At 62.6% G+C, this 23914-nt stretch carries 21 protein-coding genes; 12 read left to right on the top strand and 9 right to left on the bottom strand.

Features of this window, described 5'->3' with window-relative positions:
- The first annotated feature begins 26 nt into the window (after positions 1–26).
- Both ACS0VV_RS06125 and ACS0VV_RS06130 read left to right on the top strand, forming a co-directional pair.
- Positions 27–863, top strand: a complete 837-nt coding sequence (locus ACS0VV_RS06125; RefSeq protein ID WP_483531841.1) for an FkbM family methyltransferase — start codon at positions 27–29, stop codon at positions 861–863.
- Positions 864–939: 76 nt separating this feature from the next.
- A complete protein-coding gene (locus ACS0VV_RS06130; RefSeq protein WP_483531842.1) occupies positions 940–1707 on the top strand; it encodes an aspartyl/asparaginyl beta-hydroxylase domain-containing protein in 768 nt (255 codons plus the stop codon).
- Here the strand turns inward: ACS0VV_RS06130 and hisI are convergent.
- Positions 1700–2068, bottom strand: coding sequence for a phosphoribosyl-AMP cyclohydrolase (gene hisI, locus ACS0VV_RS06135; protein ID WP_483531843.1), 369 nt, complete (start codon positions 2066–2068; stop codon positions 1700–1702). The two genes, ACS0VV_RS06130 and hisI, sit on opposite strands and share 8 nt — an antisense overlap.
- A gap of 330 nt (positions 2069–2398) precedes the next feature.
- Positions 2399–3142: a ComF family protein gene (locus ACS0VV_RS06140; RefSeq protein ID WP_483531844.1), complete on the bottom strand. Its 744-nt coding sequence runs from the start codon at positions 3140–3142 to the stop codon at positions 2399–2401.
- Positions 3143–3184: 42 nt separating this feature from the next.
- Here ACS0VV_RS06140 and ACS0VV_RS06145 point away from each other — a divergent pair, with 42 nt between their 5' ends.
- A complete protein-coding gene (locus tag ACS0VV_RS06145) occupies positions 3185–3961 on the top strand; it encodes a class I SAM-dependent methyltransferase (protein WP_483531845.1) in 777 nt (258 codons plus the stop codon).
- Here ACS0VV_RS06145 and ppdK read toward each other — a convergent pair.
- The 3 genes from ppdK to ACS0VV_RS06160 form a co-directional block, all read right to left on the bottom strand.
- Positions 3950–6613 (bottom strand): pyruvate, phosphate dikinase, encoded by a 2664-nt coding sequence (ppdK, locus tag ACS0VV_RS06150; RefSeq protein WP_483531846.1) that lies wholly within the window; start codon positions 6611–6613, stop codon positions 3950–3952. The two genes, ACS0VV_RS06145 and ppdK, sit on opposite strands and share 12 nt — an antisense overlap.
- A gap of 138 nt (positions 6614–6751) precedes the next feature.
- Positions 6752–9439, bottom strand: a complete 2688-nt coding sequence (locus tag ACS0VV_RS06155; protein WP_483531847.1) for a glycine--tRNA ligase subunit beta — start codon at positions 9437–9439, stop codon at positions 6752–6754.
- Complete coding sequence (locus tag ACS0VV_RS06160) at positions 9436–10335, bottom strand: glycine--tRNA ligase subunit alpha (RefSeq protein ID WP_483531848.1); 900 nt, start codon at positions 10333–10335, stop codon at positions 9436–9438. Before ACS0VV_RS06160 ends, ACS0VV_RS06155 begins: the two co-directional genes overlap by 4 nt.
- A gap of 95 nt (positions 10336–10430) precedes the next feature.
- Here ACS0VV_RS06160 and ACS0VV_RS06165 point away from each other — a divergent pair, with 95 nt between their 5' ends.
- From ACS0VV_RS06165 to pth, 7 genes are all read left to right on the top strand, one after another.
- On the top strand, positions 10431–11393 hold the full coding sequence (locus ACS0VV_RS06165) for a TraB/GumN family protein (protein ID WP_483531849.1): 963 nt from the start codon (positions 10431–10433) through the stop codon (positions 11391–11393).
- A 233-nt stretch (positions 11394–11626) separates the two neighbouring features.
- A complete protein-coding gene (locus ACS0VV_RS06170) occupies positions 11627–11824 on the top strand; it encodes a helix-turn-helix transcriptional regulator (protein WP_483531850.1) in 198 nt (65 codons plus the stop codon).
- Positions 11808–12236, top strand: a complete 429-nt coding sequence (locus ACS0VV_RS06175; protein ID WP_483531851.1) for a hypothetical protein — start codon at positions 11808–11810, stop codon at positions 12234–12236. Before ACS0VV_RS06170 ends, ACS0VV_RS06175 begins: the two co-directional genes overlap by 17 nt.
- Positions 12237–12273: 37 nt before the next feature.
- Entirely contained in the window at positions 12274–13200 is a 927-nt protein-coding gene (locus tag ACS0VV_RS06180; protein WP_483531852.1) for a TraB/GumN family protein, read from the top strand.
- A gap of 107 nt (positions 13201–13307) precedes the next feature.
- On the top strand, positions 13308–14081 hold the full coding sequence (locus ACS0VV_RS06185; protein ID WP_483531853.1) for a TraB/GumN family protein: 774 nt from the start codon (positions 13308–13310) through the stop codon (positions 14079–14081).
- 103 nt (positions 14082–14184) lie between these two features.
- Positions 14185–14817: a 50S ribosomal protein L25/general stress protein Ctc gene (locus tag ACS0VV_RS06190; protein WP_483531854.1), complete on the top strand. Its 633-nt coding sequence runs from the start codon at positions 14185–14187 to the stop codon at positions 14815–14817.
- 91 nt (positions 14818–14908) lie between these two features.
- Positions 14909–15478: an aminoacyl-tRNA hydrolase gene (gene pth, locus ACS0VV_RS06195; protein ID WP_483531855.1), complete on the top strand. Its 570-nt coding sequence runs from the start codon at positions 14909–14911 to the stop codon at positions 15476–15478.
- Here the strand turns inward: pth and ACS0VV_RS06200 are convergent.
- Entirely contained in the window at positions 15475–16593 is a 1119-nt protein-coding gene (locus ACS0VV_RS06200; protein WP_483531856.1) for a tetratricopeptide repeat protein, read from the bottom strand. The two genes, pth and ACS0VV_RS06200, sit on opposite strands and share 4 nt — an antisense overlap.
- A 132-nt stretch (positions 16594–16725) precedes the next feature.
- On the opposite strand from ACS0VV_RS06200, the gene ychF reads away from it, so the two are divergent.
- Positions 16726–17826 (top strand): redox-regulated ATPase YchF, encoded by a 1101-nt coding sequence (gene ychF / locus ACS0VV_RS06205; RefSeq protein ID WP_483531857.1) that lies wholly within the window; start codon positions 16726–16728, stop codon positions 17824–17826.
- Here ychF and ACS0VV_RS06210 read toward each other — a convergent pair.
- Positions 17816–18703 carry a DUF2167 domain-containing protein gene (locus tag ACS0VV_RS06210; RefSeq protein ID WP_483531858.1) on the bottom strand — a complete coding sequence of 296 codons (888 nt, stop codon included), beginning with the start codon at positions 18701–18703 and terminating at the stop codon, positions 17816–17818. The genes ychF and ACS0VV_RS06210 overlap by 11 nt on opposite strands.
- Before the next feature lie 116 nt (positions 18704–18819).
- Positions 18820–20088, bottom strand: coding sequence for a hypothetical protein (locus ACS0VV_RS06215; protein WP_483531859.1), 1269 nt, complete (start codon positions 20086–20088; stop codon positions 18820–18822).
- A gap of 298 nt (positions 20089–20386) precedes the next feature.
- On the opposite strand from ACS0VV_RS06215, the gene gyrA reads away from it, so the two are divergent.
- Positions 20387–23227, top strand: coding sequence for a DNA gyrase subunit A (gyrA, locus tag ACS0VV_RS06220; RefSeq protein ID WP_483531860.1), 2841 nt, complete (start codon positions 20387–20389; stop codon positions 23225–23227).
- Here the strand turns inward: gyrA and ACS0VV_RS06225 are convergent.
- Complete coding sequence (locus ACS0VV_RS06225; RefSeq protein WP_483531861.1) at positions 23224–23901, bottom strand: lysoplasmalogenase family protein; 678 nt, start codon at positions 23899–23901, stop codon at positions 23224–23226. The genes gyrA and ACS0VV_RS06225 overlap by 4 nt on opposite strands.
- Positions 23902–23914: the final 13 nt, after the last annotated feature.

The following is a 23914-nucleotide window of genomic DNA, read 5'->3' on the forward strand; positions in this document are numbered from 1 at the left end:
AACCTGTCGGTGCTAAAGGCCGCACGATGACCAACGCCCTCGCCCATATGCTTGCCAAGGCAAGCCGCACCGCGCCGTTTGAGCGGGGCCGGTGGCGCATTGGCAGTATGGCTTTTGAGCGTCTCAACCCGGTGAGCGAGACCGGACGCCATGTAGTCAAAACGCGCCACGGCTTTACGCTATCGCTGGATCTGCGCCAGTTTATCGACCGCACGATCTATTGCGCGGGAGAGTGGGAGCCGCATGAAACCGAGCTGGTGAAAAGCGTATTGCGACCTGGTGACACCTTCGTCGATGTAGGCGCGAATATCGGATACTTCTCGCTGTTGGCGAGCACGCTTGTCGGCCCGACCGGCGCGGTGCACGCCATCGAGGCAAACCGGAACACTTTCGCGCTGCTCGGCGAGAACATTACCCGCAATGGTCGCTCGAATATCCGGGCGCATCTGCTGGCGGCGGGAGACCGCGCTGGCGAGGCGATCCTGCACTCGCGCGAGGCGGGGAATGCCGGGGCGGATTTTGCAGTGGCGGCTATCGGGGAGGGCAATGCCGGTGACGAGAAGCTCCCGCTGATACGGCTGGACGCGCTGCTCGCAGGCCAGCCTATCCGGCTGATCAAAATGGATATCGAGGGCGGAGAAGCCGCCGCACTGCGAGGCGCGGAGGGACTTCTGCGCGGGCCAAACGCACCTGATATCCTGTTCGAGCTGACGCCGCAGCTCTTGCAGCAAAACGGCGAAGACGCCGCCACGCTGACGGCATGGCTAAGCGGTTTCGGCTATACGCTGAAGGAAGTGTCATCGCACCACAATGCGACGCGGCCCGACTACGAACAGCGCAATATCCACGCGTTCAAATTGTAAAACCCTCCCCTTGCAAGACCTCGCTTCCCCCGTTTAAGCTGGCAGGTGGGATGCAAGATTATTGATGGGTGGGCCAATGGCTTCGGGTGAAGACGCACCTGACCGCTCGCTGTTTTTCCGGTGGGTGCAGGAAAATCGTCACAAGCTGAATGACTTTGCGGCGAAATATTCGAAGATCCCCAATGATCCGGTTCTCGATCCGGCGCAGTTCGACTGGGCGGGACAGATCGCCGCGCATTGGGAAGAGATTCGCGACGAAGCGAAGGCGATCTATGCGCATATCGACGCGATCCCTCCGTTGCGTGAAATTTCAGCCGACCATCGCGGGATTATCAAGGACGATAGCTGGCGCAGCTTCTTCCTGATCGGATACAAGAACGAAGTTGCCGAGAATATCGCGCGCGCACCGCGCACGGCACAGCTGGTGCGAAAGATCCCCGCGCTCAATTCGGCCTTTTTCTCCATCCTTGCGCCCGGTGCCCGGATCTCCCGCCATCGCGGCCCGTCCAAGGCCTATTTCACCGCGCATCTGGGGCTGCAGATTCCCAAGGACGGTGCAAACTGCATCATGCAGGTGGTCGACGAAAACCTGCAATGGCGCGAGGGTGAATGGACGATCTTCGACGATACGTATGAGCACGAAGTGTGGAACGATACTAACGAACCTCGCATCATTCTGCTGTGCCAGGTCGGGCGTCCTTTCGATCCACCGGGCAAATGGCTCGCCGATTTTTTCGACTGGTATGTCCGGCGCAGTCCTTTTGTAACCGAGGCGAAGCGCGAATTGTCGAGTTGGGAAGAGGCCTACCAGCAGGCCGAGGCGGACGAGGAGGTCGTCAAATAGGCGACAGCTTGCCGTCTTCCAGCTTGCGGTAGAAGCAGCTGTGCGCGCCGGTGTGGCAAGTCGGGCCTGCGGGCTCGACCTTGAGAACGATCGCGTCCTGATCGCAGTCGACCAACATTTCATGCACGGAAAGCGTGTTGCCGGAGGTCTCGCCCTTCATCCACTGCGCCTTGCGGCTGCGCGAATAGAAATGCGCTTTGCCCGTCGCCTGCGTCGCCGCCAAGGCATCGGCATTCATGAACGCGACCATCAGCACTTCGCCGCTCTCGTGATGCTGCACAACGGCGGTGAGCAATCCGTTGGCGTCGAACTTGGGCAACAGCTGCGTGCCCTGCTCGCGGTTTATGTTGGCGTCGGTCACTTGTGGGTGGGCCTCATCTTGTTGCGCGACCCGCTCGCGTTGAGCGGATTTGTTGCATCTTGAACACAATTCCGTTTCAAATTCTGTCACTAGGATGAATGGCGTTTGCCCCGCAAGCCCGCGCGTGGAATGAAGCCTCCAGCAGCTTGACGGGCTGCGGTTCATTTCAAGGTTTCGGCCAAGGAATGGGAGGAGCGGGAGGCCCAACAGGGCGCCTGTTTCACATGAGGGTTTGGGACTGCCGCGCTTTCTGGGGGGTTAGTGCGAGGTTCCAGCGTTATCGTCACGTGAACGCCCGGAGGGAGACCTCCGGGCGTTTTTCGTTGGCGGCTACATGGCCTCCTCCAGCACGCGGGAGAAACAGGCGATTTTCACTTTGGCTGCCCCCGCTTCCTTGAGCGCATCGACGCAGGCACTGGTGGTCGCGCCGCTCGTGAGCACGTCATCGACCAACAGGATTTGCGCGCCCGCAATGCGCGCAGCGTTCTTCGGAGTGACGCGAATCGCTCCCTTCAACGTTTGCGCGCGTTGCTGCCGGTTCTGCCCGCCAAGACTCGGCGTGGCGCGCACGCGTTGCAGGGCGTCCACACACAGGCTTATCCCGTCGCGCTTCGCCAGTTGTCTTGCGAGCAGGGCCGACTGGTTGAACCCGCGCTTCCACAGCCGCCAGCGATGCAGCGGCACCGGCACGGCGAGCCATTCGCCTTCAAGCTCCGGCAGGCGCGCCGCCATTTGCCGCGCGAGCATCGGCGCCAGGGCAATCTTTCGCCCGTGTTTGAAGTTCAGCACCAGTTGGCGGGCATTGTCGTTGTAGAGCGTGGCGGCGTAGATCCCGTCATGGCGCGGCGGGCGCTGCTGGCAGGGCGCGCAGGTGAGGCCGCTCGCGCTATCGGGCGAAAACGGGCGCTGGCACGTGTTGCAGGCAGGCTCCCCCGGCACCACCAGTTCGCTCCAGCACGCGGTGCACAGGCCGGTCTGCGCTGCCAGCCCCTCGCCGCAAAGCGGGCAGCGCGGCGGATAGACGAGGTCTATTACCGGCGCGAATGTCTCTGACAGGGTTCGGGAAAGTGACATTGGCGCTATGCTGACGCGGTGCGCGATTGTAGGCAAGCGGCGATGTCATTGCCGCCCAAAGCTCCTCCGCAGATATTCTCGCAAACCCGCAAGCTCGCCCGCAAGCAGCGGGCTTCGGCATTGGCGGATCGCGGCGATACCTCGTGGTTCCTGATCGAGGCGATGGCGGATGACCTGTTCGACCGGCTCGGCTTCCTGCGTCACCAACCGGAACGCATCTTGGCTGAAGGCTTCGGAGCTTCGGTCTTTTGCGAATCGCCTTGGGAGCAAGACGCCAGCTTTGACGGCGGGTGGGAGCGCGATTTTGACGCGCCGCTGCCCTACACTTCCGCCACTTATGACCTCGTCGCCAGCATCAACTCGCTCGACACGGTGAACGATCTGGTCGGCGCGCTGATCCAGATGCGCGAGCTGCTCGTGCCCGGCGGGCTCGCCATGGCGAGCTTTGTCGGCGGGCAGAGCCTCGGCAAGCTCCGCCGCGCGATTTTCGAAGCGGAGCCCGATCGCGCCGCTCCGCGGATGCACCCGATGATCGATCCTCGCTCGTGCCCCGAACTCCTCGGCCGCGCCGGATGGGTCGATCCGGTGGTCGATAGCTACACACTCACGGCCCGCTATTCCTCGCTCGACCGCCTCATTCAAGACTTGCGCGAGCAGGCGCTGGGCAACGTCCTCGCCTCTCCCGCCCCGCCGCTCAGCCGCTCCGGTCTGGAGCGCGCCCGGGCGGCGTTTCTGGCCCAGGCGGACGCAGACGGCAAAGTCAGCGAAACGTTCGAAATCATCACCCTGACAGGGCGGCGTCCCAGGCTAAGCCTTTAGCGCCGCCTGCGCTGCCGCAAGCCGCGCAATCGGAACGCGGTAGGGTGAGGCGCTCACGTAATCGAGGCCCACCTTCTCGCAGAAGGCAATGCTTTCCGGATCGCCGCCATGCTCTCCGCATATGCCGAGCTTGATATCGGGCCGCGTCGCCCTGCCCCGTTCCACCGCGATTTCGACCAGCTGGCCGACGCCATCGATATCGAGGCTGACGAACGGGTCGCGCTCGTAAATGCCCTTGTCGACATAGGGGCCGAGGAACCGCCCGGCATCGTCGCGCGAGACGCCCAGCGCCGTCTGTGTCAGATCATTCGTGCCGAAGCTGAAGAAGCGCGCTTCCTCCGCAATCTCGCCCGCCATTAGCGCGGCGCGCGGCAGTTCGATCATCGTGCCGGTGAGGTAGTCGACCTTCGCGCCCTTCTCCTCGAACACAGTGTTCGCCACCCGCACCACGAGCGCACGCAGGATTTCGAGTTCCTTTTTCGTCGCCACGAGCGGGATCATCACCTCGGGCACGACCGGCTCGCCACCCTCGCCCGTAACGGCAACTGCCGCTTCGAAGATCGCGCGCGCCTGCATTTCGTAGATTTCGGGGAAGGTGATGCCGAGGCGGCACCCGCGATGGCCGAGCATCGGGTTGAATTCGTGCAGTTCCGCCGCGCGGCGCTGCAAATGATCGACTTCCACGCCCAAATCCGCAGCCAGCTCGGCAAACTCCGCATCGCGGGTCGGCATGAATTCGTGCAGCGGCGGATCAAGCAGGCGGATCGTGCAGGGCAGCCCCGCCATCGTGCGGAATATCTCGGCAAAATCGCCGCGCTGTTCGGGCAGCAGCCGCTCCAGCGCCGCACGCCGCCCAGCCTCGTCATCGGCGAGGATCATCGCGCGCACCGCGCTGATGCGGCCTGCATCGAAGAACATATGCTCGGTGCGGCACAGGCCGATGCCTTCCGCACCGAATTGGCGCGCGGTGCGGCAATCCTCGGGCGTTTCCGCATTGGTGCGCACGCCCATGCGGCGGTATTTGTCCGCCCAGCCGATCAGCGTGCCGAAATCGCCCGCGAGCTCCGGCTCGATGGTCGGCACGCGACCCGCCATCACCTTGCCGGTGCTGCCGTCGAGCGTGATGACATCGCCCTCGCGCAATTCGCGCTGGCCGATGCGCAGCGTGCGTTCGGCAAGGTTGATCGAGACCGCCGACGCGCCGGAGACGCAGGGCCGCCCCATGCCGCGCGCCACCACGGCAGCGTGTGACGTCATGCCGCCGCGCGCGGTGAGGATGCCCTTCGCCGCGTGCATTCCGTGAATGTCTTCGGGCGAGGTCTCCACGCGGACGAGGATCACGTCTTCCTCGCGATTGGCCCACAGCTCGGCCGTATCGGCATCCAGCACGATCTTGCCCGATGCTGCGCCCGGAGACGCAGGCAGCCCCTCGCCCAACACATCGCGCGGCGCATCGGGGTCGAGCGTAGGGTGCAGCAACTGGTCAAGCGCCATCGGATCGACGCGCAGGATCGCTTCTTCCTCGGAAATCAGCCCCTCGCCCGCCATGTCCACCGCCATCTTGAGCGCGGCCTTGGCAGTGCGCTTGCCCGAGCGGGTTTGCAGCATCCACAGCTTGCCCTGCTGCACGGTGAATTCGATATCCTGCATATCGCGGTAATGCGTTTCGAGGAGGTCGAACACGCGCGCCAGCTCGGTATAGGCGTCGGGCATGGCTTCTTCCATGCTCGGCAATTCCGCGCCCGCAGCCTCTCGGCGGGCCTTGGTGAGATATTGCGGCGTCCGGATGCCCGCCACCACATCCTCGCCTTGCGCGTTCACCAGCCATTCGCCGTAATAGCTGCGCTCGCCGGTCGAGGGATCGCGGGTGAAGGCGACGCCGGTGGCCGATGTGTTGCCCATATTGCCGAACACCATCGCCTGCACATTGACCGCGGTGCCCCAATCGCCGGGGATGCTGTTCAAGCGGCGGTAGACCTTGGCGCGTTCGCTATCCCAGCTGTCGAACACGGCGGCGATGGCACCCCACAATTGCTCGGTCACATCCTGCGGGAAGCTGCGGCCCAGTTCGCCTTCGACGATGGACTTGTATTCGCCCACCAGCGCTTCGAGGTCTTCGGCCTCCAGCTCGGTATCGGTGAAGTAGCCCTTGTCTTCCTTGGCGATTTCCAGCGCTTCCTCGAACAGCCCGTGATCGAGGCCGAGGACAACGTCCGAATACATCTGGATGAAGCGGCGGTAGCTGTCCCAGGCGAAGCGGTCATCGCCGCTGGTGGCAGCGAGGCCCTGCACCGTTGCGTCATTGAGGCCGAGATTGAGGACGGTGTCCATCATTCCCGGCATCGATACCCGCGCGCCGGAGCGGACCGAGACGAGCAGCGGATCAGCCGCATCGCCGAAGCGTTTGCCGACGGCCTGCTCGATATGCGTCAGTGCGTTGGCGACATCGGCGCGCAGCTGGCCGCTGAAATCCGCGCCCTCTTGCAGGTAACGCACGCATTCTTCGGTCGTGATCGTAAAGCCGGGAGGCACCGGCAGGCCGATGCCCGCCATCTCCGCAAGGTTCGCGCCCTTGCCGCCGCACACGGTCTTGTCCTTCTGCCGGGGATCGTCATGCGGAGCGTTTCCGCCGAAAGTGTAGACCGTCTTCATAAACTGGCTTTCTTTCCTGAACGCCCCGGGTGACAAAGTTGACACCGTGTCACTTTCGGGGATATCGTTCAAACCTCTGTTATTGCCTGCCTAAAGTCCCGAAATGCGAAGGGTGACATTTGGGGGATGGCGCCCTCCTCATCCCTCGATCTTCGAGAAGTCGGCCACATTGTGCACTGCAGCACGGAAGCGCGCAAGCAGAGCGAGACGCGACTTTCGTTTAGCTTGATCGGCATCATTGACCGTGACCTCCTCGAAAAACGCATCAATCGGCGCACGCAGGCTGGCGAGCGCGGACATGGCGGCGGCGAAGTCTTCCTTCGCGATGGCCTCGGCCGCCAGCGGTTCCGCCGCATCGAGCGCGTCGATCAGCGCCTTTTCAGCCGGTTCGGGCGTGTAGGAAAGCGCGCCGCCCGATTGCGCGATCTGCTCGGCGTAGATTTCGCGCATTTCGGGATCGTCGACATTTTCGAGCGGGTCTTCGTCGCCGGTGCTCATCATGTCGTCAGCCGAAGCCCCTTCCCCTTGGGGAAGGGGTTGGGGATGGGGGTTCGACGATTGATCGGAGGGCGCACCCCCCACCCCCGGCCCCTCCCCCGTGGGGAGGGGAGTTTTCTTGAGGATATTCGCCGCCCGCTTGTATCCGGCGAGGAGATTGGTGCCGTCCCCGGTTTCGACAAAGGCCTGCAACGCATGGACGCGGGCGAGCAGCCGGACAAGATCATCCTCTCCGCCAAGCGCAAACACCGCGTCGATCAGGTCGTGGCGGACACCCGCTTCGCGTTGTTGGACTTTGAGGCGGTCGGCGAGGAAATCTGCTACATCGTTTCCAACGCGATCAGCATGACCAAGATCATCGAAGCTTAGATTAGCTGCCTTTACGGCGTCCAAAGCGCCTTGCGCGTAGTCTCGTGCACGTGTGTCCCACTCACCGTCGACTATATTTAGTCTGTATGTGAAAAGGTCAGGGCAACATTCTTCGAAATCAACAAACACATCCGCCCGTTCAAGCGCAGCGTCAAACTTCTTCCGCACTTGCTCGGCCGAGTAAATCGCTACGTTACGAGCAAAATCTTCAAGTGAGACCCGAAGTCCATTCGAAGAAAGAATCGAAAGCACGCCCAACGCCGCACGCCTAAGTGCAAACGGGTCTTTTGATCCGGTCGGCTTCTCGTTAATCGTAAAGAAGGCTACAATCGTTTCGAGCTTATCCGCCAGCGACACCGCCACCGTCACCGGAGCAGTCGGCACATCATCGCCCTGCCCTACGGGTTTGTAGTGATCGCGGATCGCGTCGGCGACTGCGTCGGGCAAGCCCTCGGCGCGAGCGTAGTAGCCGCCCATCAGACCCTGCAATTCGGGGAACTCGCCGACCATTTCGGTGACGAGATCGGCCTTGCACAGCCGCGCGGCCTGTTCGGCCATCGCCGCCAGCTCATCCTGAGTCCCCGCGAAGGCGGGGATCTCTATCGGGGAAGCACCAGAATGCGTGAGGTCCCCGCCTTCGCGGGGACTCATGTTGGGGGTCACAATCCCCTCTTCCACCAGCCACCGCGCCAGCTTTGCGACCCGCTCCACCTTGTCCGCGACGGTGCCGAGCTTCTCGTGGAAGGTAATCCGCTCCAGCTTCTCCGCGTGTTCTGCCAGCGGAGTCTTCTTGTCTTGCTCCCAGAAGAACCGCGCATCGGACAGCCGCGCGGCGAGCACCTTGCGGTTGCCGTCTACCACCACGGCGGGATCAACCGCGTCGATATTGGCGGTGCAGATGAAAGCGTTGGCCAAGTCCCCCTCCCGCTTGCGGGAGGGGTTAGGGGAGGGAATGTCACTTGCGCCGGGTTGGGTTACAGGCCCTCCCCCGGCCCCTCCCGCAGGCGGGAGGGGAGTTTCACACACGAAATACTTCTGGTTCACCCGCGCGGTGAGTTGGATCACTTCGGGCGGAACATCGAGAAACGCTTCGTCAAACCGTCCGAGCAGCGGCGCGGGCCATTCGGTGAGGCCCGCGTTTTCGATGACAAGGCCCTCGTCCTCGACCAGCGTGAGACCGGCAGATTTTGCAGCGAGCGCGGCTTCCGAACGGATAATGTCTTCACGAGCCTTATGGTTTACGATCACATGAGCGTGTGCGAGTTTGCGCTCGTAATCGTCTGCATTCCCAATCTCGATCATGCCGGTCTCATTGAGCTGCGTGGAGTTCGGGTCTTTGAATATCTCGATAGGCAAGCCAAAATTATGCGGTTTCGCATCGAACTTGCGAATACCGTGGAAGCGGTGGCCCTTTGTTTCACGTCCACTGCTGATCCCATGCACCTCGCAATCGACCACATCATCGCCGAGTAGCGCTACGATGCCCGACAGCGGGCGCACCCAGCGCAAGGACTCGGTGCTGAGTGACGCCGCGCCCCAGCGCATCGATTTGGGCCAAGCGAAATCGCGGATGATCGCGGGGATCGCCTCGGCGAGCACATCGCGCATCGGCCTGCCCGGCGTGTCGATAACGGCGAAGTATGTCTCCCGCCCCTTCACGTCGCGAGTTTCGAGCGCGTCGCGGGTGATGCCCAGCTTGCGGCAGAACCCGTCCACCGCCTGATCGGGCGCGCCGACCGGCGGGCCCTTGGCTTCTTCGGAGACGGCCTGCGTCGCATCCGGCAGATCGCGGGAAACCAGCGCAAGGCGGCGCGGCGTCGACCAGACGGTGAGATCGCCGACAGCGACACCGGCGGCATCCATCTCGCGGCGGAACAGCTTTTCAAGCTCCGCCCGCGCGCCAGCCTGCATCCGCGCGGGGATCTCTTCGCAGCGGAGTTCGAGGAGGAAATCGCTCACAGCACCCACTCCGGATATTTGGCCTGCCACCCTGGGGTCATCACCTCGGCATATTTTTCGCAGGAACCGCGCGCCAGATCGCGGACGCGGGCCATGTAGCTGGCGCGTTCCTGCACGCTGATCACGCCGCGCGCTTGCAGCAGGTTGAAGATGTGGCTGGCCTCCACCGCCTGTTCGTAGGCGGCGATGGGCACATCATTGTCGAGCGAGCGGCGGCACTCCGCCTCCGCCTTGCCGAACAGGTCGAACAGCGCATCGGTATCGGCGACTTCGAAGTTCCACTTCGACATCTGCTTCTCGTTTTCGAGGAAGACCTCGCCGTAGCTCACGCCGCGTCCGTTGAAATCGAGATCATAGACGTTGTCGACGCCCTGGATATACATGGCGAGGCGTTCCAGCCCGTAGGTCAACTCGCCCGCCACCGGCTTGCAGTCGAAGCCGCCCATTTGCTGGAAATAGGTGAACTGGGTGACTTCCATCCCGTCGCACCACACTTCCCAGCCCAGCCCCCACGCGCCGAGCGTGGGCGATTCCCAGTCATCTTCGACAAAGCGGATATCGTGCTTGAGCGGATCAATGCCGATCACTTCGAGGCTCTTCAGGTAAAGCTCCTGAATATCCGGCGGCGACGGCTTCAGGATCACCTGATATTGGTAGTAATGCTGCAGCCGGTTGGGGTTTTCGCCATAGCGGCCATCGGTCGGGCGGCGGCACGGCTGGACGAAGGCGGCGTTCCACGGCTCCGGCCCCAGCGCGCGCAGAGTAGTCGCGGTGTGAAACGTGCCAGCGCCCATGCGCATATCGTAGGGTTGCAGGATCAGACAGCCCTGCGCGCTCCAGAAATCGTGCAGCGCAAGGATCATGTCCTGGAAGGATTTTTGCGGGTTGCGTTCCATAGGACGGGCGCAATGGCGCAAGGCTTGAAACCCGTCAATGCCGCAGCCGCGAAGGCGCTTGACAGAGGACGGTTTTACAGACTGTTATGCAACCCATGTTGCGCACACTCCTCGCTCCCGCCACCGCTGCCTTTCTGCTGCTGTCACAGCCCGCTTTCGCCCAGACGACGGGCGGGGAGCGTTACGGCTTTACGCAGAATTACGAACCGAACCCGGCGATGTGGGTGCTCGCGGACGAGGACACGACGATTTATATGCTCGGCACATTCCACGCGCTGCCGCGCGGGTTCGAATGGCGCAGCGAGCGGTTGAACAGCATTATCGAAGAGGCGGAAGCGCTCTATCTCGAAACCACCGATTTCGACCTGTCGCTGGAAGAGGTGGATGTCGATACCAAGCTGTACGAGCGGTTGTCGCGCCGGACGCTGACGTCGGAGCGCTTGTCCGAAGAAGGCGCCACGCGCTGGCGGCAATTGGTGCGGCTATCGGGGCAGGATTTCGCCTCGGTCGACGAAATGCCGCTGCTGCTCGCCTTGCTCACTATGGGCACGGTGACGGGCGAGGCGGCGTTTGCGTCGTCCTACATCTACGGCGTGGAAACCGTGCTGGAGCGGGAATTTCGCGCAAGCAACCGCCCGATCTTCGCGATCGAGGATTCGGGTGCTGTCATGTACAGCCTCATACGCATGGACGGCGACGATCTGCTGACCGAAATGGATGCCAGATTGCAGGCATGGGACGGCAAACAGATCGCATCCTTCTATGACGCCGATTATGTCGAGGAGACCGGCGACGCCTTCTGGGAGGCCGAACACAATTGGGCGCGCGGCATAGTGGCCGAAGATTTCGACCTCGGCTTCGGCGATGGCGCGATCAACGACGCGTTTTCGGTCAACCTACTCGACCGCCGCAACGCGCAATGGGCCGAATGGGTCGAAGCCAAGCTGGAAGAGCCGGGTACGATCCTGCTCGCAGTCGGCGCGGGCCATTTCGAGGGCGACGCCTCGCTGCTCGAAATGCTCGAAGCGCGCGGGCTGGTGGCGCAGCGAATCGAGTAGCAAGCGAGGCCGATGATTCGGCCCGAGGCCGTTGCCGCACGGCCAATTGCTCGGCATTTTCCGGCGATCCTGTTTTCTCAGTAATTCAAAGGCTTGGCTTGGCCAAAGTCATGCTCTTGCGTCTTTTTGTCAGGGAGACTTGACTGACGCAACTTGATGCGACATAAAGTCAGGGCAACCTGACAAAAAGGACGGTTGCTTTGACTAACTGGTGAAGTGGAGCGTCCGTCAGGATGAACAACAAGCTCAAAGTGCTGCGCGCCATGCGGGATTGGAGCCAGGCGGAACTCGCCGGGCACCTCGATGTCTCGCGGCAGGCGGTGAATGCTATCGAGACCGGCAAGCACGACCCCTCGCTCCCCCTCGCCTTCCGCATCGCGCGGCTGTTCGAAATGTCAATCGAGGAGATTTTCGATGACGGACAAGATTGACACCGCGCTGCGCGGCGAGGCGCGCGAGCGGCAGCGCAGGCGCAATTTCTGGCGCTATTTCGGCATCGCAATGCTCGCCTCGTTGGTCGCCGGACTGGTGAGCGGCTTTGCCTCCGGTGCCTTCCTCGATGGCGAACTCCCGCTCTGGGTGCCGCTGCTCGCAGGGGCCATCGTGCTCCTCGGCTTCGTCTGGTTTTCCTTCGACTATTACCGCCGGATTGATGAGCTTGATCTGATGGACAATCTTTGGGCCAATCTGATCGGAATTCACATTGGCGTTCCGGCCATCGGAGGCTGGTGGTTCCTGTCGGAAATCGACCTCACCAGAGCACCTACCGGTATCGAAGCCCTGTTCGTTTTTTTGGCGTCGGTCGGCCTCGCTTATGGCCTGCGCAAACTCAATATCCGTTGATCTTTACCGCTACCCATCCCCCCAAAGGAGCTTACCCATGTTGAAGAAACTCATCATTTCCGCTTCCGCCCTTGCCCTGTCGGCCTGCGCGTTTCCGACGATCACGCTGGCGCAGGATGATCCCTCCGGACCCGCGCTTTGGGTAGTGCAGGATGAAGACACCACGATCTATCTGTTCGGCACGATCCACGTGCTGCCCGAAGGGCTCGACTGGCTGCAGCCGACCGTGGCGGAAGCGCTGGCGAGTTCCGACCAGTTCGTGTCGGAAGTCGATACCAGCCAGATCCCCGAATACGACCCAGCATCGGGCAATCCGCCCCCGCCGGAGCTGCTGGCGATTGCGCAGATGCAGGCCGAGATGGGCACGCTGACGACTGGCGGCACGCTGCGCGATCTGATGACCGCCGAGCAACGCTCGGCGTATGAAGAGGCGCTCGGCCAGCTGGGCATTCCGCCTGCTGCTTTCGACGGGTTCGAGCCGTGGTTCGTCGCATTGACGATGTCGCAGCTGATGATGATGCAGGCGGGTCTCGATCCGGCGAACGGCGTCGAGCGGCAACTTGATCACCTGATCGAAGGCAAAGACCGCGCCGCATTCGAAACGGTCGAGCAACAGTTCACCTTCTTCGACACCATGCCGATTTCGTCGCAGCTTTCCTTCCTTACCGAGGGCACCGGCAATATGGAGAACATGGATGAAGTGTTCGGCAGCATGGTGGATGCGTGGATCTCAGGCGATCCCGAAGGTCTCGCCGAAGTCATGAATGAAGGTCTGGCGGACCCCCATGTCCGCTACAATATCCTCACCTTGCGGAACTATAACTGGGCCGGATGGATTGATGACCGGATGGATCAGCCCGGCACCGTGTTCATCGCGGTAGGCGCAGGCCATCTTGCCGGCGAATACACCGTGCAGGACTTCCTTGCGGAGCGCGGCATTATGACGGAGCGTGTAGAATACTGATCCGCATTCTCTTTGCGACACTGGGGGCGCTGTGGCTGGCAAGCTGCGGCGCCTCTGGCGTTGAGGGCGAGGCTCCGGCGCGCGACTGGCCAGAGCCTTCGCCAGCCTTGTGGGAAGCCACCGGCCCCGATGGCGAGCGCGCCTTTCTGTTCGGCACGATCCATTCGCTGCCCGATGGAGCGGACTGGCGCACACCCGCACTCATGCAGGCCATCGATGCGAGCGAGATAATGCTCGTTGAGATCGCCAATCTGTCAGACAGCAAGAACGCCGAGCGCGAGTTTCTTTCCCGCGCCTATAGTCTGGAGCTGGCGCCGCTGCTTGATCGCGTGCCGGCCGCCGACCGCGCCGCGCTGGCCGCCGCGCTCGATCTGGCGGGGATCGATCCCGATAGCATGATCCACACCGAAAACTGGGCCGCCGCCTTGCAGCTCGGCAATGCCATGCGTTGCAGCAGCTCGCAAAATGGCGTCGACCGCGCGCTGCTCGATGCCGTCCCCGATGTGCGTTCGCTGGAAAGTTTCGCCGAGCAATTTGCCATTTTCGATGCCCTGCCCGATACGGCGCAGACCGATCTGCTGATCTCGGTGGCGAATGAAAGCGGCTGCGACGCGGGAGAGGAGCGGGTTGTGGCCTGGCTGACCGGCGATCTGGCGGTTCTGGAGGCATCCATCACGCAAGGCTTTCGCGGCAATGCCGATTTGCAAAGCCGCCTGCTCGACCGGCGCAATGCAGGCTATGTTGCCGATATTGTCGCCTTGCACGCAGCACAGCCCGATACCGATCTGATGGTTGCCGTGGGGACGGGGCATATGTTGGGCGATACCGGCGTGCCCGCTTTACTCGCCGCGCAAGGCTATAGCGTGCGCCGCATCCAGTAGTTGCATTTGCCACCATTGCTGCTAAAGGCGCGCCTCCCCTGTCATGGTCATCCCTGGAGGCGTGGCGGGCGGAGCTGTATCAAGCATTCGAAAGGCAAGATTTATGAGCGACGCTCTGAACCTGTCGGCCGAGCTGCGTGAACGGGCTGGCAAGGGAGCCTCCCGTGCGCTGCGTCGTGAAGGCCGCGTCCCCGCCGTTATCTATGGCGGCAATGAAGAACCCACCACAATCCACGTCGAAGAAAAGGCGCTGATGAAGCAGCTGATGACGGGGCACTTCATGAACTCGATCGTGATGATCGACGTTGATGGGGCCACTGTCCGCACGCTTCCCAAGGATGTGGCGTTCGACCCGGTGAAGGATCGCCCGATCCACGCCGACTTCCTGCGTCTCTCGAAGGACTCCAAGATCGATGTCGCCGTTCCGGTGGTCTTCATCAATGAAGAAGCCAGCCCGGGCCTGAAGAAGGGCGGCGTGCTCAACATCGTGCGGCACGAGCTGGAACTGGTCTGCGATGCGGACAAGATTCCGGGCGAAATCGAAATCGATGTCACTGGCCTCGAAGTCGGCGATTCGATCCACATCAGCGCGGTGACCCTGCCCGAAGGTTCGGCCAGCGCGATTACCGATCGCGACTTCACCATCGCAACCGTTGTCGCCCCGTCCGCGCTCAAGCGTGCGGAAGGTGAAGCCGCCAGCGCCGGTGAAGCAGACGAGGAAGCAGAGGGCGAATAAGCCTCCCTCTCCCGCCAGGCGGATACCATGCAGCGTCGGCTCCGATGGGGCCGGCGTTTGCATTTGTGCTCCGGCCAATTAGAGGAACGCCATGCAGATCTGGGCAGGCCTTGGAAATCCCGGTCCCAAATATGCCATGCACCGGCACAATGTCGGTTTCATGGTGTGCGATGTGCTGGCCGAAATGCACGATTTCGGACCGGTGCAGAAAAAGTTTGCCAGCTGGGTTCAGGAGGGCCGCATCGGCGGCGCCAAGGTGCTGCTGCTGAAGCCAGGCACCTTCATGAACGAAAGCGGCCGCGCGGTGGGAGAGGCCTTGCGCTTCTACAAGCTGGAGACACACGCGCTCACGGTGTTCCATGACGAGCTCGATCTGGAACCGTTCCGGATCAAGGTGAAGCATAGCGGCGGCCATGCCGGACACAATGGTCTGCGGTCGATAGACCAGCATTGCGGTGCGGAGTTCCGCCGCGTGCGCATCGGCATCGGCCATCCCGGCCATAAAGACCGCGTTCACGGCCATGTGCTGGGCAATTACGCCAAGTCCGAAATGGACGATCTGGTCGCCATGTTAGGAGCCATTGGTGCGGAGGCCGAATGGCTCGCCAAGGGTGACGATGCGCGGTTTATGAGCGATTACGCGCGGCGGATGCAGGACTAACCCCGCGCAGCACGCGCCGCCAGTTCGCGGTCAACCGGTTCGGCATTGCTGCGCGCGGCGAAGGGCTGGATCACCCGCTGCGCCCGTGCGGCATCGCCTGCTGCAAGGTAAATCTCGGTAAGGATACGCGCATAGGCGGCATTATCGGGGTAGCGGCTGACCAGCGGTTCAACCTGTGCCCGCGCCAGTTCCACCTGCCCCAGATTGAGCAGCGCCTGCCCGTACAGGCCGCGCGCATTGTCATGATCGGCCACCGCCGCTTCGTTCTGCTGCAACAGGTCGCGGGCGCCTTGCCAATTGCCGTCGAAGGCAAGCACGCTGGCATCGAGGTAGATGAATTCGATGTCGGTCGGATAGGCCGCCCTACCCCGTGCCACCAGCGGGCGGACAAGGTCGAGCCTGCCCAGCCGGTCAAGCTGCGAAATCGCACCGAGGAGTGCGGGGCGGTCGTTCTCCGACAGCTCCAGAATGCCCATGTAGGCCCGCGCGGACAGCTCTGCCTGACCGTCCATTTGCGCCAGCCGCGCGGTGACGAACAGCGTCTCGATACTTTGCGGGGCCAGTTCCTGCGCGCGGGCAACAGCAAAGCGCGCCGCATCGGCATTGCCGCGATCGAGATGGAAGGTTGCAGCGGCGGTGTAGAGCTTGGTCTGGTCGCCCGGCGCATCGCGCCCTGCCATGAAGGCCTCTGCCGCGCCTTGCGGATCATTCGCCATGATCGCGGCGAGCGCCCGCAAACGCCAGCTTTCAGCGCTTTCCTCGCCTTCGAGCAGTTCCAGCGCCGCTTCGCGTTCACCCGATTGGAGCAAAGCCTCGGCCCGCAGCACCGCGCCGTCTGCCGGCATCCCGTTGGCGGCGGCGAGCCGGTCGAGCGTCGCCAGCGCTTCCGCGCCCAGCCCCATGGCCAGCTGGATGCGCGCCAGCAGTTCGAGCGCGGCGACATTGCCGCCATCGGCCTCCAGCGCGGCCTGCACATGATTGCGCGCGGCGAAATAGTCCTGCGCGGCAAAGGCTTCCTGCGCCTGCTCTACCGGATCGGAGAACAGAGAGCAGGCGGCAAGCGAAGCGGTTGCAGCAGCGGCCAGCGCCAGCCGCAAGAAGGGTGCGTGTGTCATAGGCGCGGGATTTAGCGCCAAACTGGAAAAAAACGGTGAAACCCCAAGTGCGACGTTGCGCGCCGTGCTGGCAAAAGCGGAAGCCTGCGGCTAAGGCGCGGCGCAACACATAATCTAACAAAGGTAAAACTGATGGGATTCCGCTGCGGGATCGTTGGCCTGCCCAATGTCGGCAAGTCCACCCTGTTCAATGCGCTCACCGAAACGCAGGCTGCCGAGGCGGCGAATTATCCGTTCTGCACGATCGAGCCCAATGTCGGCCAGGTCTCGGTGCCCGACGAGCGGCTCGACAAGATTGCGGCCATCGCCAAAAGCGCGAAGATCATCCCGACCCAGCTCGGCTTTGTCGATATTGCGGGGCTGGTGAAGGGCGCAAGTTCGGGTGAGGGTCTGGGTAACCAGTTCCTCGGTAATATCCGCGAGGTGGACGCCATCGTCCATGTGCTGCGCTGCTTCGAGGATGACGATATCCAGCACGTTGCCAACAAGGTCGATCCGATTGCCGATGCCGAAGTGGTCGAGACCGAACTGATGCTCGCCGATCTCGAAAGCCTGGAAAAGCGCGTCGACAACGCCGCCAAGCGCGCCACCGCTGGTGACAAGGAAGCCAAGGTCACTGCCAGCGTGCTGGGGCAGGCGCTGCAATTGCTGCGCGATGGCAAGCCCGCGCGGCTTGTCGAGCCGCAGGATGACGAGGAAGCGCGCGTCTTCCGCCAGTCGCAGCTGCTCACCGCCAAGCCCGTGCTGTATGTCTGCAATGTCGCCGAGCACGAAGCGGCAGAAGGCAATGCGCTGTCGCAGCTAGTGTTTGAAAAGGCCGAGGCCGAAGGTGCGCAGGCGGTTGTCGTCTCGGCCGCCATCGAAGCCGAGCTGGTGCAGATGGAACCCGCAGATCGCGGCGAATTCCTCGCCGATATGGGCCTCACCGAAAGCGGCCTCGCCCGCGTGATCCGCGCGGGTTACCAGCTGCTTGGCCTCAAGACCTTCTTCACTGCGGGCCCCAAGGAAGCGCGTGCGTGGACTTTCCCCGATGGCGCAAAGGCTCCGCAGGCGGCGGGCGAAATCCATTCCGATTTTGAACGCGGCTTCATCCGCGCCGAAACCATCGCCTATGACGACTATGTGACGTTGGGCGGGGAAGGTCCGGCGAAGGAAGCGGGCAAGTTGCGGCAGGAAGGCAAGGAATACGTCGTGCAGGATGGCGACGTGATGCTGTTCAAGTTCAACGTGTAGCGGGTTCGCCCCCGCCCTTCTTGCCGAAGAGCTTGCGCACCGGCGTTACCAGTGCGGCGGCGAGAACCAAGAGGGCAATACCCAGCGGCTGCAACAGCTTGGCGAGCAGCGCCCACACGCCGACATTCTTGGCAATCGCTACGCCCGCGCCGGTCGCCACAAGTCCGGCGATGCCATAGCCTGCCACCTCGTCGCGTTCGGCATCGAAATCGGCATAGCGCGCCCCCGGATCGAACCGCGCCCGGCGGCCGAGATCCTGCGCGGCGGCGCGGATTTCTGGGAGATGCTCGATTGAGCCGACGACGTTCAGGCTCAGCACGCCGTTGCGGCCGAGAACGCGCAGGTCGTAATGCAGCGTATTGGGCTCGCCATCGAAGAAAGTGAACTCCTTCCCCCACGTGACGATATTGGCGACGCTGTCATGCTCGGGCCGCTGCGCCCAGCCGAGCAATTGCACATTGTCATAGCCATCGGCCCGCCGCCCGGCATTGCCGCTGCGCACCGCCGCCTGCATCTGGCCGAGCAGTTCGTCATAATCGGCATCGCGCGCTGTTTCGGAGGAAACATAGCCGATGTCCTCCCACGTCACGATGGCACCCCAGCCGCGCTGCTGCGGGGAACTGCCGCGCGGCATGATGAGCCCGAGCACGCCTTCGGCTTCGCTCGCGGGGTTCTCCCACATTTCGACCAGGATGCGGCGCGTATCGGCGGGGCCGTAGAAATCGTAGGCCAGTCCGAGATCAATGCTCGCTTGTGCTTCGGGCAGCGCGATGACTCCACTGCGCGGCGAAAGCGGCGCACCCCCCATGCTCTGTGCATAAAGGGGTGGAGCGAGCAGGCTCAAGAGTATCGCCCAAAGGAAAAGCCAGCGTGTCATCCGCACCCGCTTAACAGGCAAGGCTTACCACAGAGTGCACGAGGCCTTGCGAAAAAGAAAAGGGCGGGAAACGCCATCGCGATTCCCGCCCCATCTTCTTGGAACCAAAGGCCGGATTACATCCCGCGCAGCGCTTCCACATGGGCCGTCCAGAGGGCAGCGATCGGTGCGCGCTCCCCGCCCACGGCGGCGAAGCTGGCCAGCGCCTCGTCATACTTGCCCTGCATCGCCTGGTTGATGCCGATGCGCATATGCGCGGTGTGCGCATCAAAACCGCGTTCGAGGCCCAGCGCGTACATCTGCTCGGCCTGTGCGTAATCGTCGAGCGAGAACAGCACGTCGCCGGCATTCATCGCATCCAGCGCGTCGCCGCTGCGGCCTTCAGAGACGATCCCGCTAATGCCGTTGCGGTCAATCGGCGCCCGGGCCTGCGCAATGGTGTTCACATCGGTGTAGTAACCGTCGCCTTCGGTGGCGAATTCGCCCGTGGCCACGCCAACGCGCAGGATTTCCAGCACCTCGTTCGACATCAGGCGGGGATCAATGGTTTCGATATATTCGACCATGTTAGGACGATCGACCAGCGCGTCACGCTCCATCATCAGGCGATAAAGATCGACGCGGGCATCTTCGCTCGCTTCGAGCAGCTGGCTCATGATCCGCAAACCGTCGCTCCAGGCGCGATCAGGCTCGTCAGAGGTCCGCACGAGCCGGAGGACCGTGGCAGTCGCTTCGTCGACAATGCCTTCCTCGTAGACATATTGCAGCACGTTACGCAGCCACGCCTCGCGCACCGGCGTTCCGGCTGCATCGGCATCGGCAATCGCGCGCGACAGATATTCGTAAGCGCCCCGCTCATTGCCCTCTTCGGTGTAAGTGCGGGCGATCAGGTTCACGATATCGGCGTCGGTGTCCGCATAGCCCGCCGCGAGTGCAGCATTCAGATGATCGCGCGCGGCGGCAAATTCATCGGCTTCCAGCGCGAAATTGCCCGCAAACCAGTGGAGCAGGCCGAGTTGCTCGGGCGCGACCAGGCCGCTGTCGAGGCGCCGTTCGATGCCCTGGCGCTGCATTGGCCGGTCCGAGAAATGGCTGCCGATATTGATGAGCATCGAGCCTGCCAGATCGTTGTCGCGGGCGTTCTCGACCGCGGCCAGCAAGGTCGGGAGCATCGCGCGCGCAGCGTCATAATCCTGCGCTTCGCCCTGCACCAAGGGCACGATCTGGTTGTAGGCTGTGCCAAAGCCGCGCGAAGGGGACGGAGCCTCTTGCGCGAAGGCTGCCGGGGCATAGGCGACGCCTGCTACGGCGCTGCCCGTTGCCAGCGCGATGGCCAGCGCAAGGTGCGAGGATTTCCGGCGAGTGGTGCGGAAAGCTGCGAACATGGATAATCTCTCCTGAAAACTTCGGGCAGGACAACGCACGCTGTCCCGTCGTTCCGGACGGTCTCTAATTGCACCGCCGCAGATTGCCAATGCGGGTTAGCGAAAATGCGCTGAATGGTGATTTAACGCATTTGTAAACCGCTGTATCCCTTGCAAGGCCGCGAGGCGGCGTGGCTGTTGCCACGATATGTGGAAAACCGTGCTTTCTCCCCCGTTGGACACCTTGGAAAACTGGCGCTTTGCCACCCCTTCCCCTACATTTTGCGGCATCTGAAACAGAACCGGAATTGCCCCGCTCGTGAGCGATGAAACCGACGATTTGACCCCGCCTCCCGCGCCGGAAGAATATGGCCGCATCGACATCGTCGATGAGATGAAGACGAGCTATCTCGATTACGCAATGAGCGTGATCGTCAGCCGTGCTCTGCCCGATGTGCGCGACGGGCTGAAGCCGGTGCACCGCCGTATTCTGTATGCCGCACAAGTGGGCGGTTACACCTCGAACAAGCCTTATCGCAAATCGGCCAAGATCGTCGGCGAAGTCATGGGTTCGTATCACCCGCATGGTGACAGCGCGATTTACGATGCGCTCGCCCGCATGGTGCAGCCGTGGAGCCTGCGCCTGCCGCTGATTGACGGCCAGGGCAATTTCGGCAGCATGGACCCCGATCCGCCTGCCGCGATGCGCTACACCGAGAGCCGTCTGGCCAAGGCGGCGGATTCGCTGCTCGCCGATCTCGACAAGGACACGGTTGATTTCGTTCCCAACTATGACGGCAGCGAGACCGAGCCCTCGGTGCTGCCTGCCCGCTTCCCCAATTTGCTGGTCAACGGCGCGGGCGGCATTGCGGTGGGCATGGCGACCAATATCCCGCCGCACAATCTGGGCGAAGTGATCGACGCCTGTTTCGCCTATATGGACGATCCGGGCATCACGTCGGAACAATTGCACGAGATCATTCCCGGCCCCGATTTCCCCACCGCACCGCTGATCCTCGGCAAATCGGGCGCGCGTTCGGCCTATACGACCGGGCGTGGTTCCATCCTGATGCGCAGTCGCCACGAGATCGAAAGCGGACGCGGTGACCGGCAGAGCATTGTGCTCACCGCCATCCCGTATCAGGTCGGCAAGGCCGGTTTGGTCGAAAAGATCGCCGAAGCCGCCAAGGAAAAGCGGATCGAAGGCATTTCCGACATCCGTGACGAATCGAGCCGCGCCGGTGTGCGCGTGGTGATCGATCTGAAGCGCGATGCGACGCCCGATGTGGTGCTCAACCAGCTGTGGCGGCACACGCCTGCGCAAACGAGCTTCCCCGCCAATATGCTCGCCATCCGTGGCGGACGGCCCGAAACGCTGGCGCTGCGCGATTTCATCCAGGCGTTTATCCAGTTTCGCGAGCAGGTCATCACGCGGCGCACCAAGTTCGAACTGAACAAGGCGCGCGACCGGGCGCATATCTTGCTCGGGCTGGTGGTCGCCGTGTCCAATCTGGACGAAGTGGTGGCGATGATCCGAGGGTCTTCGAACCCGCAGATCGCCCGCGAAAAGCTGCTCGCCAAGGAATGGCCGATTGGCGACATTGCGCAATATATCGCGCTGGTCGAAGCGATCGAGCCAACGTCGGACGAGGCGGGCGGCACCTATCAGCTCTCCGAGCGGCAAGTGAACGCCATTCTCGAATTGCGTCTCCACCGCCTGACCGCGCTGGGCCGCGACCAGATCGGCGACGAGTTGAAAGAGCTCGCCGACAAGATTGAATACTACCTCTCCATCCTCGCCGACCGTGCCAAGCTTTACGGCGTGATGCGCGAGGAATTGCAGGACGTGCGCGACCAGTTTGCCACCCCGCGCGTCTCCGAAATCGCCCCCGCTTGGGACGGGATCGACGATGAGGACCTGATCGAGCGCGAAGAGATGGTCGTCACCGTCACACATGGCGGCTACATCAAGCGCACCCCGCTCGCCACATTCCGCGCGCAGGCGCGCGGTGGCAAGGGCCGCAGCGGGATGGCGACCAAGGATGAGGATGCCGTGGTGGAGATGTTCGTCACCTCCACCCACAATCCGGTGCTGTTCTTCACCAATACGGGCCGCGGATATCGCCTGAAAGTATGGAAGCTGCCCGAAGGCGGGCCGCAGACCAAGGGCCGCCCGATGGTCAATCTGCTGCCTCTGGGCAATGAGGAGCGCGTCACCAATGTGCTCTCGCTCCCCGAAGACGAGGCCGATTGGGAAGCGCTCAACATCGTCTTTGCGACCGAGCAAGGCATGGTGCGCCGCAACTCGATGGACGCTTTCACCAATGTCCCCACGGCGGGCAAATACGCGATGGGCTTTGTCGAAGGCAGCGGCGACCGGCTGATCGGCGTGGAACTGCTGACCGAGGATCAGGAGATTTTCCTCGCCTCGGATTCGGGCAAGGCCATCCGCTTCTCCGCCACCGATGCGCGCGAAACCAAGAGCCGCACGGGTATCGGCGTGCGCGGCATGACGCTGAAGGACGGGGCGAAGGTCGTTAGCCTTGCGATCCTCGATCCGCTGTCAGCCGATATGGAAACGCGCGAAGCCTATCTGCGCGCGGCGGCGTGGAAGAACAACGACAACGTGCCGACGCTTGATGCGGACACCATGGCGCGGATGGCGGAGGAAGAGGAATTCATCCTCACCATCACGGCAAATGGCTACGGCAAGATCAGCTCGGCCTACGAATACCGCACTATCGGTCGCGGCGGTCAGGGGCTCACCAATATCGGCGAGCCTTCGGACAAGGATCGCAACGGCCCGGTTGTCGCCAGCTTCCCGGTGAAAAACGGTGCGCAGCTGATGCTGGTGACTGATCAGGCGAAACTAATCCGCCTTTCGATCGACTTCCGGCACCTCGTCGAAAACGGGTTTGAGGAGCACAAGGGCTTCTCGATTTATGGTCGCAGCTCGTCGGGCGTGCGCATCTTCAACGTGGCGAAGGGCGAACACATTGTGGGCGCGGCGCTTATCGATGAGGACGAGAGCCCGGAAAACGCCGCCGAAGAGGCTGTGGTGGAGGAAATGCTGGAGCGACGCGGTGGTGGTGACGAGACCACGCCGGAAACCGAACCTGCACGCGATCATACGGCTGATGGTGAAGGGGCGGAGGACTAGCCCCGCACCACCCGCAACTCCGGCTCGCGCTTGCGCAAGGTCGTAATCACCCCGACGGTGATGAGGAACATTCCGGCATAATAGACCGGCCAGATCAGATAGGACGGCAACGGACTGTCTGACAGCGGCCCCATCTCGCTGAAGATCAGCAGGTCGGAAATCACGAACAGCACGCCGCCCGCGCCCACCATGCGGCGCGGGAAGTCGCTTGCCCAGGCGCCCGCCGCCATGCCGCCCAGCGCCAGCGCGTAGAGCGCCACCGGAATACGCATTCCCTCGTCGCCCGGCAGATACCAGGCGAGCAAGGGTGTGCCGAGCAGCAGGGTGATGAAGATCAGGCTGTCCCGGCCTTCCAGCGGCTTGCCCTTATGGCGCAGGAACAGCGACAGCGCGATAACGTGGTAGACGAAGAATGCTGCCCCGCCCCACACGAAGTCGAACCGGATCGCCATATCGCCGATCGCTGCCGCGACCAGTGCCGCAGCGAGAATACGCGCCGATTGCGAGGAATGGCGCATCCATGCATAGACCGCGAGCAAGCCCACCGCGCTGCCCTTTATGAGCACCTGGAACGGCTCCGGCAACGCCGAATCCTGCACGAAATAATACAGCAGCGCCGCGCACACGCTCAGCACCAGAAACGGACGCTTTTCGACAAGGGCCTTTTTGGACATGGCACCGAGACTA

Source organism: Aurantiacibacter sp. KMU-128, from assembly GCF_056933515.1.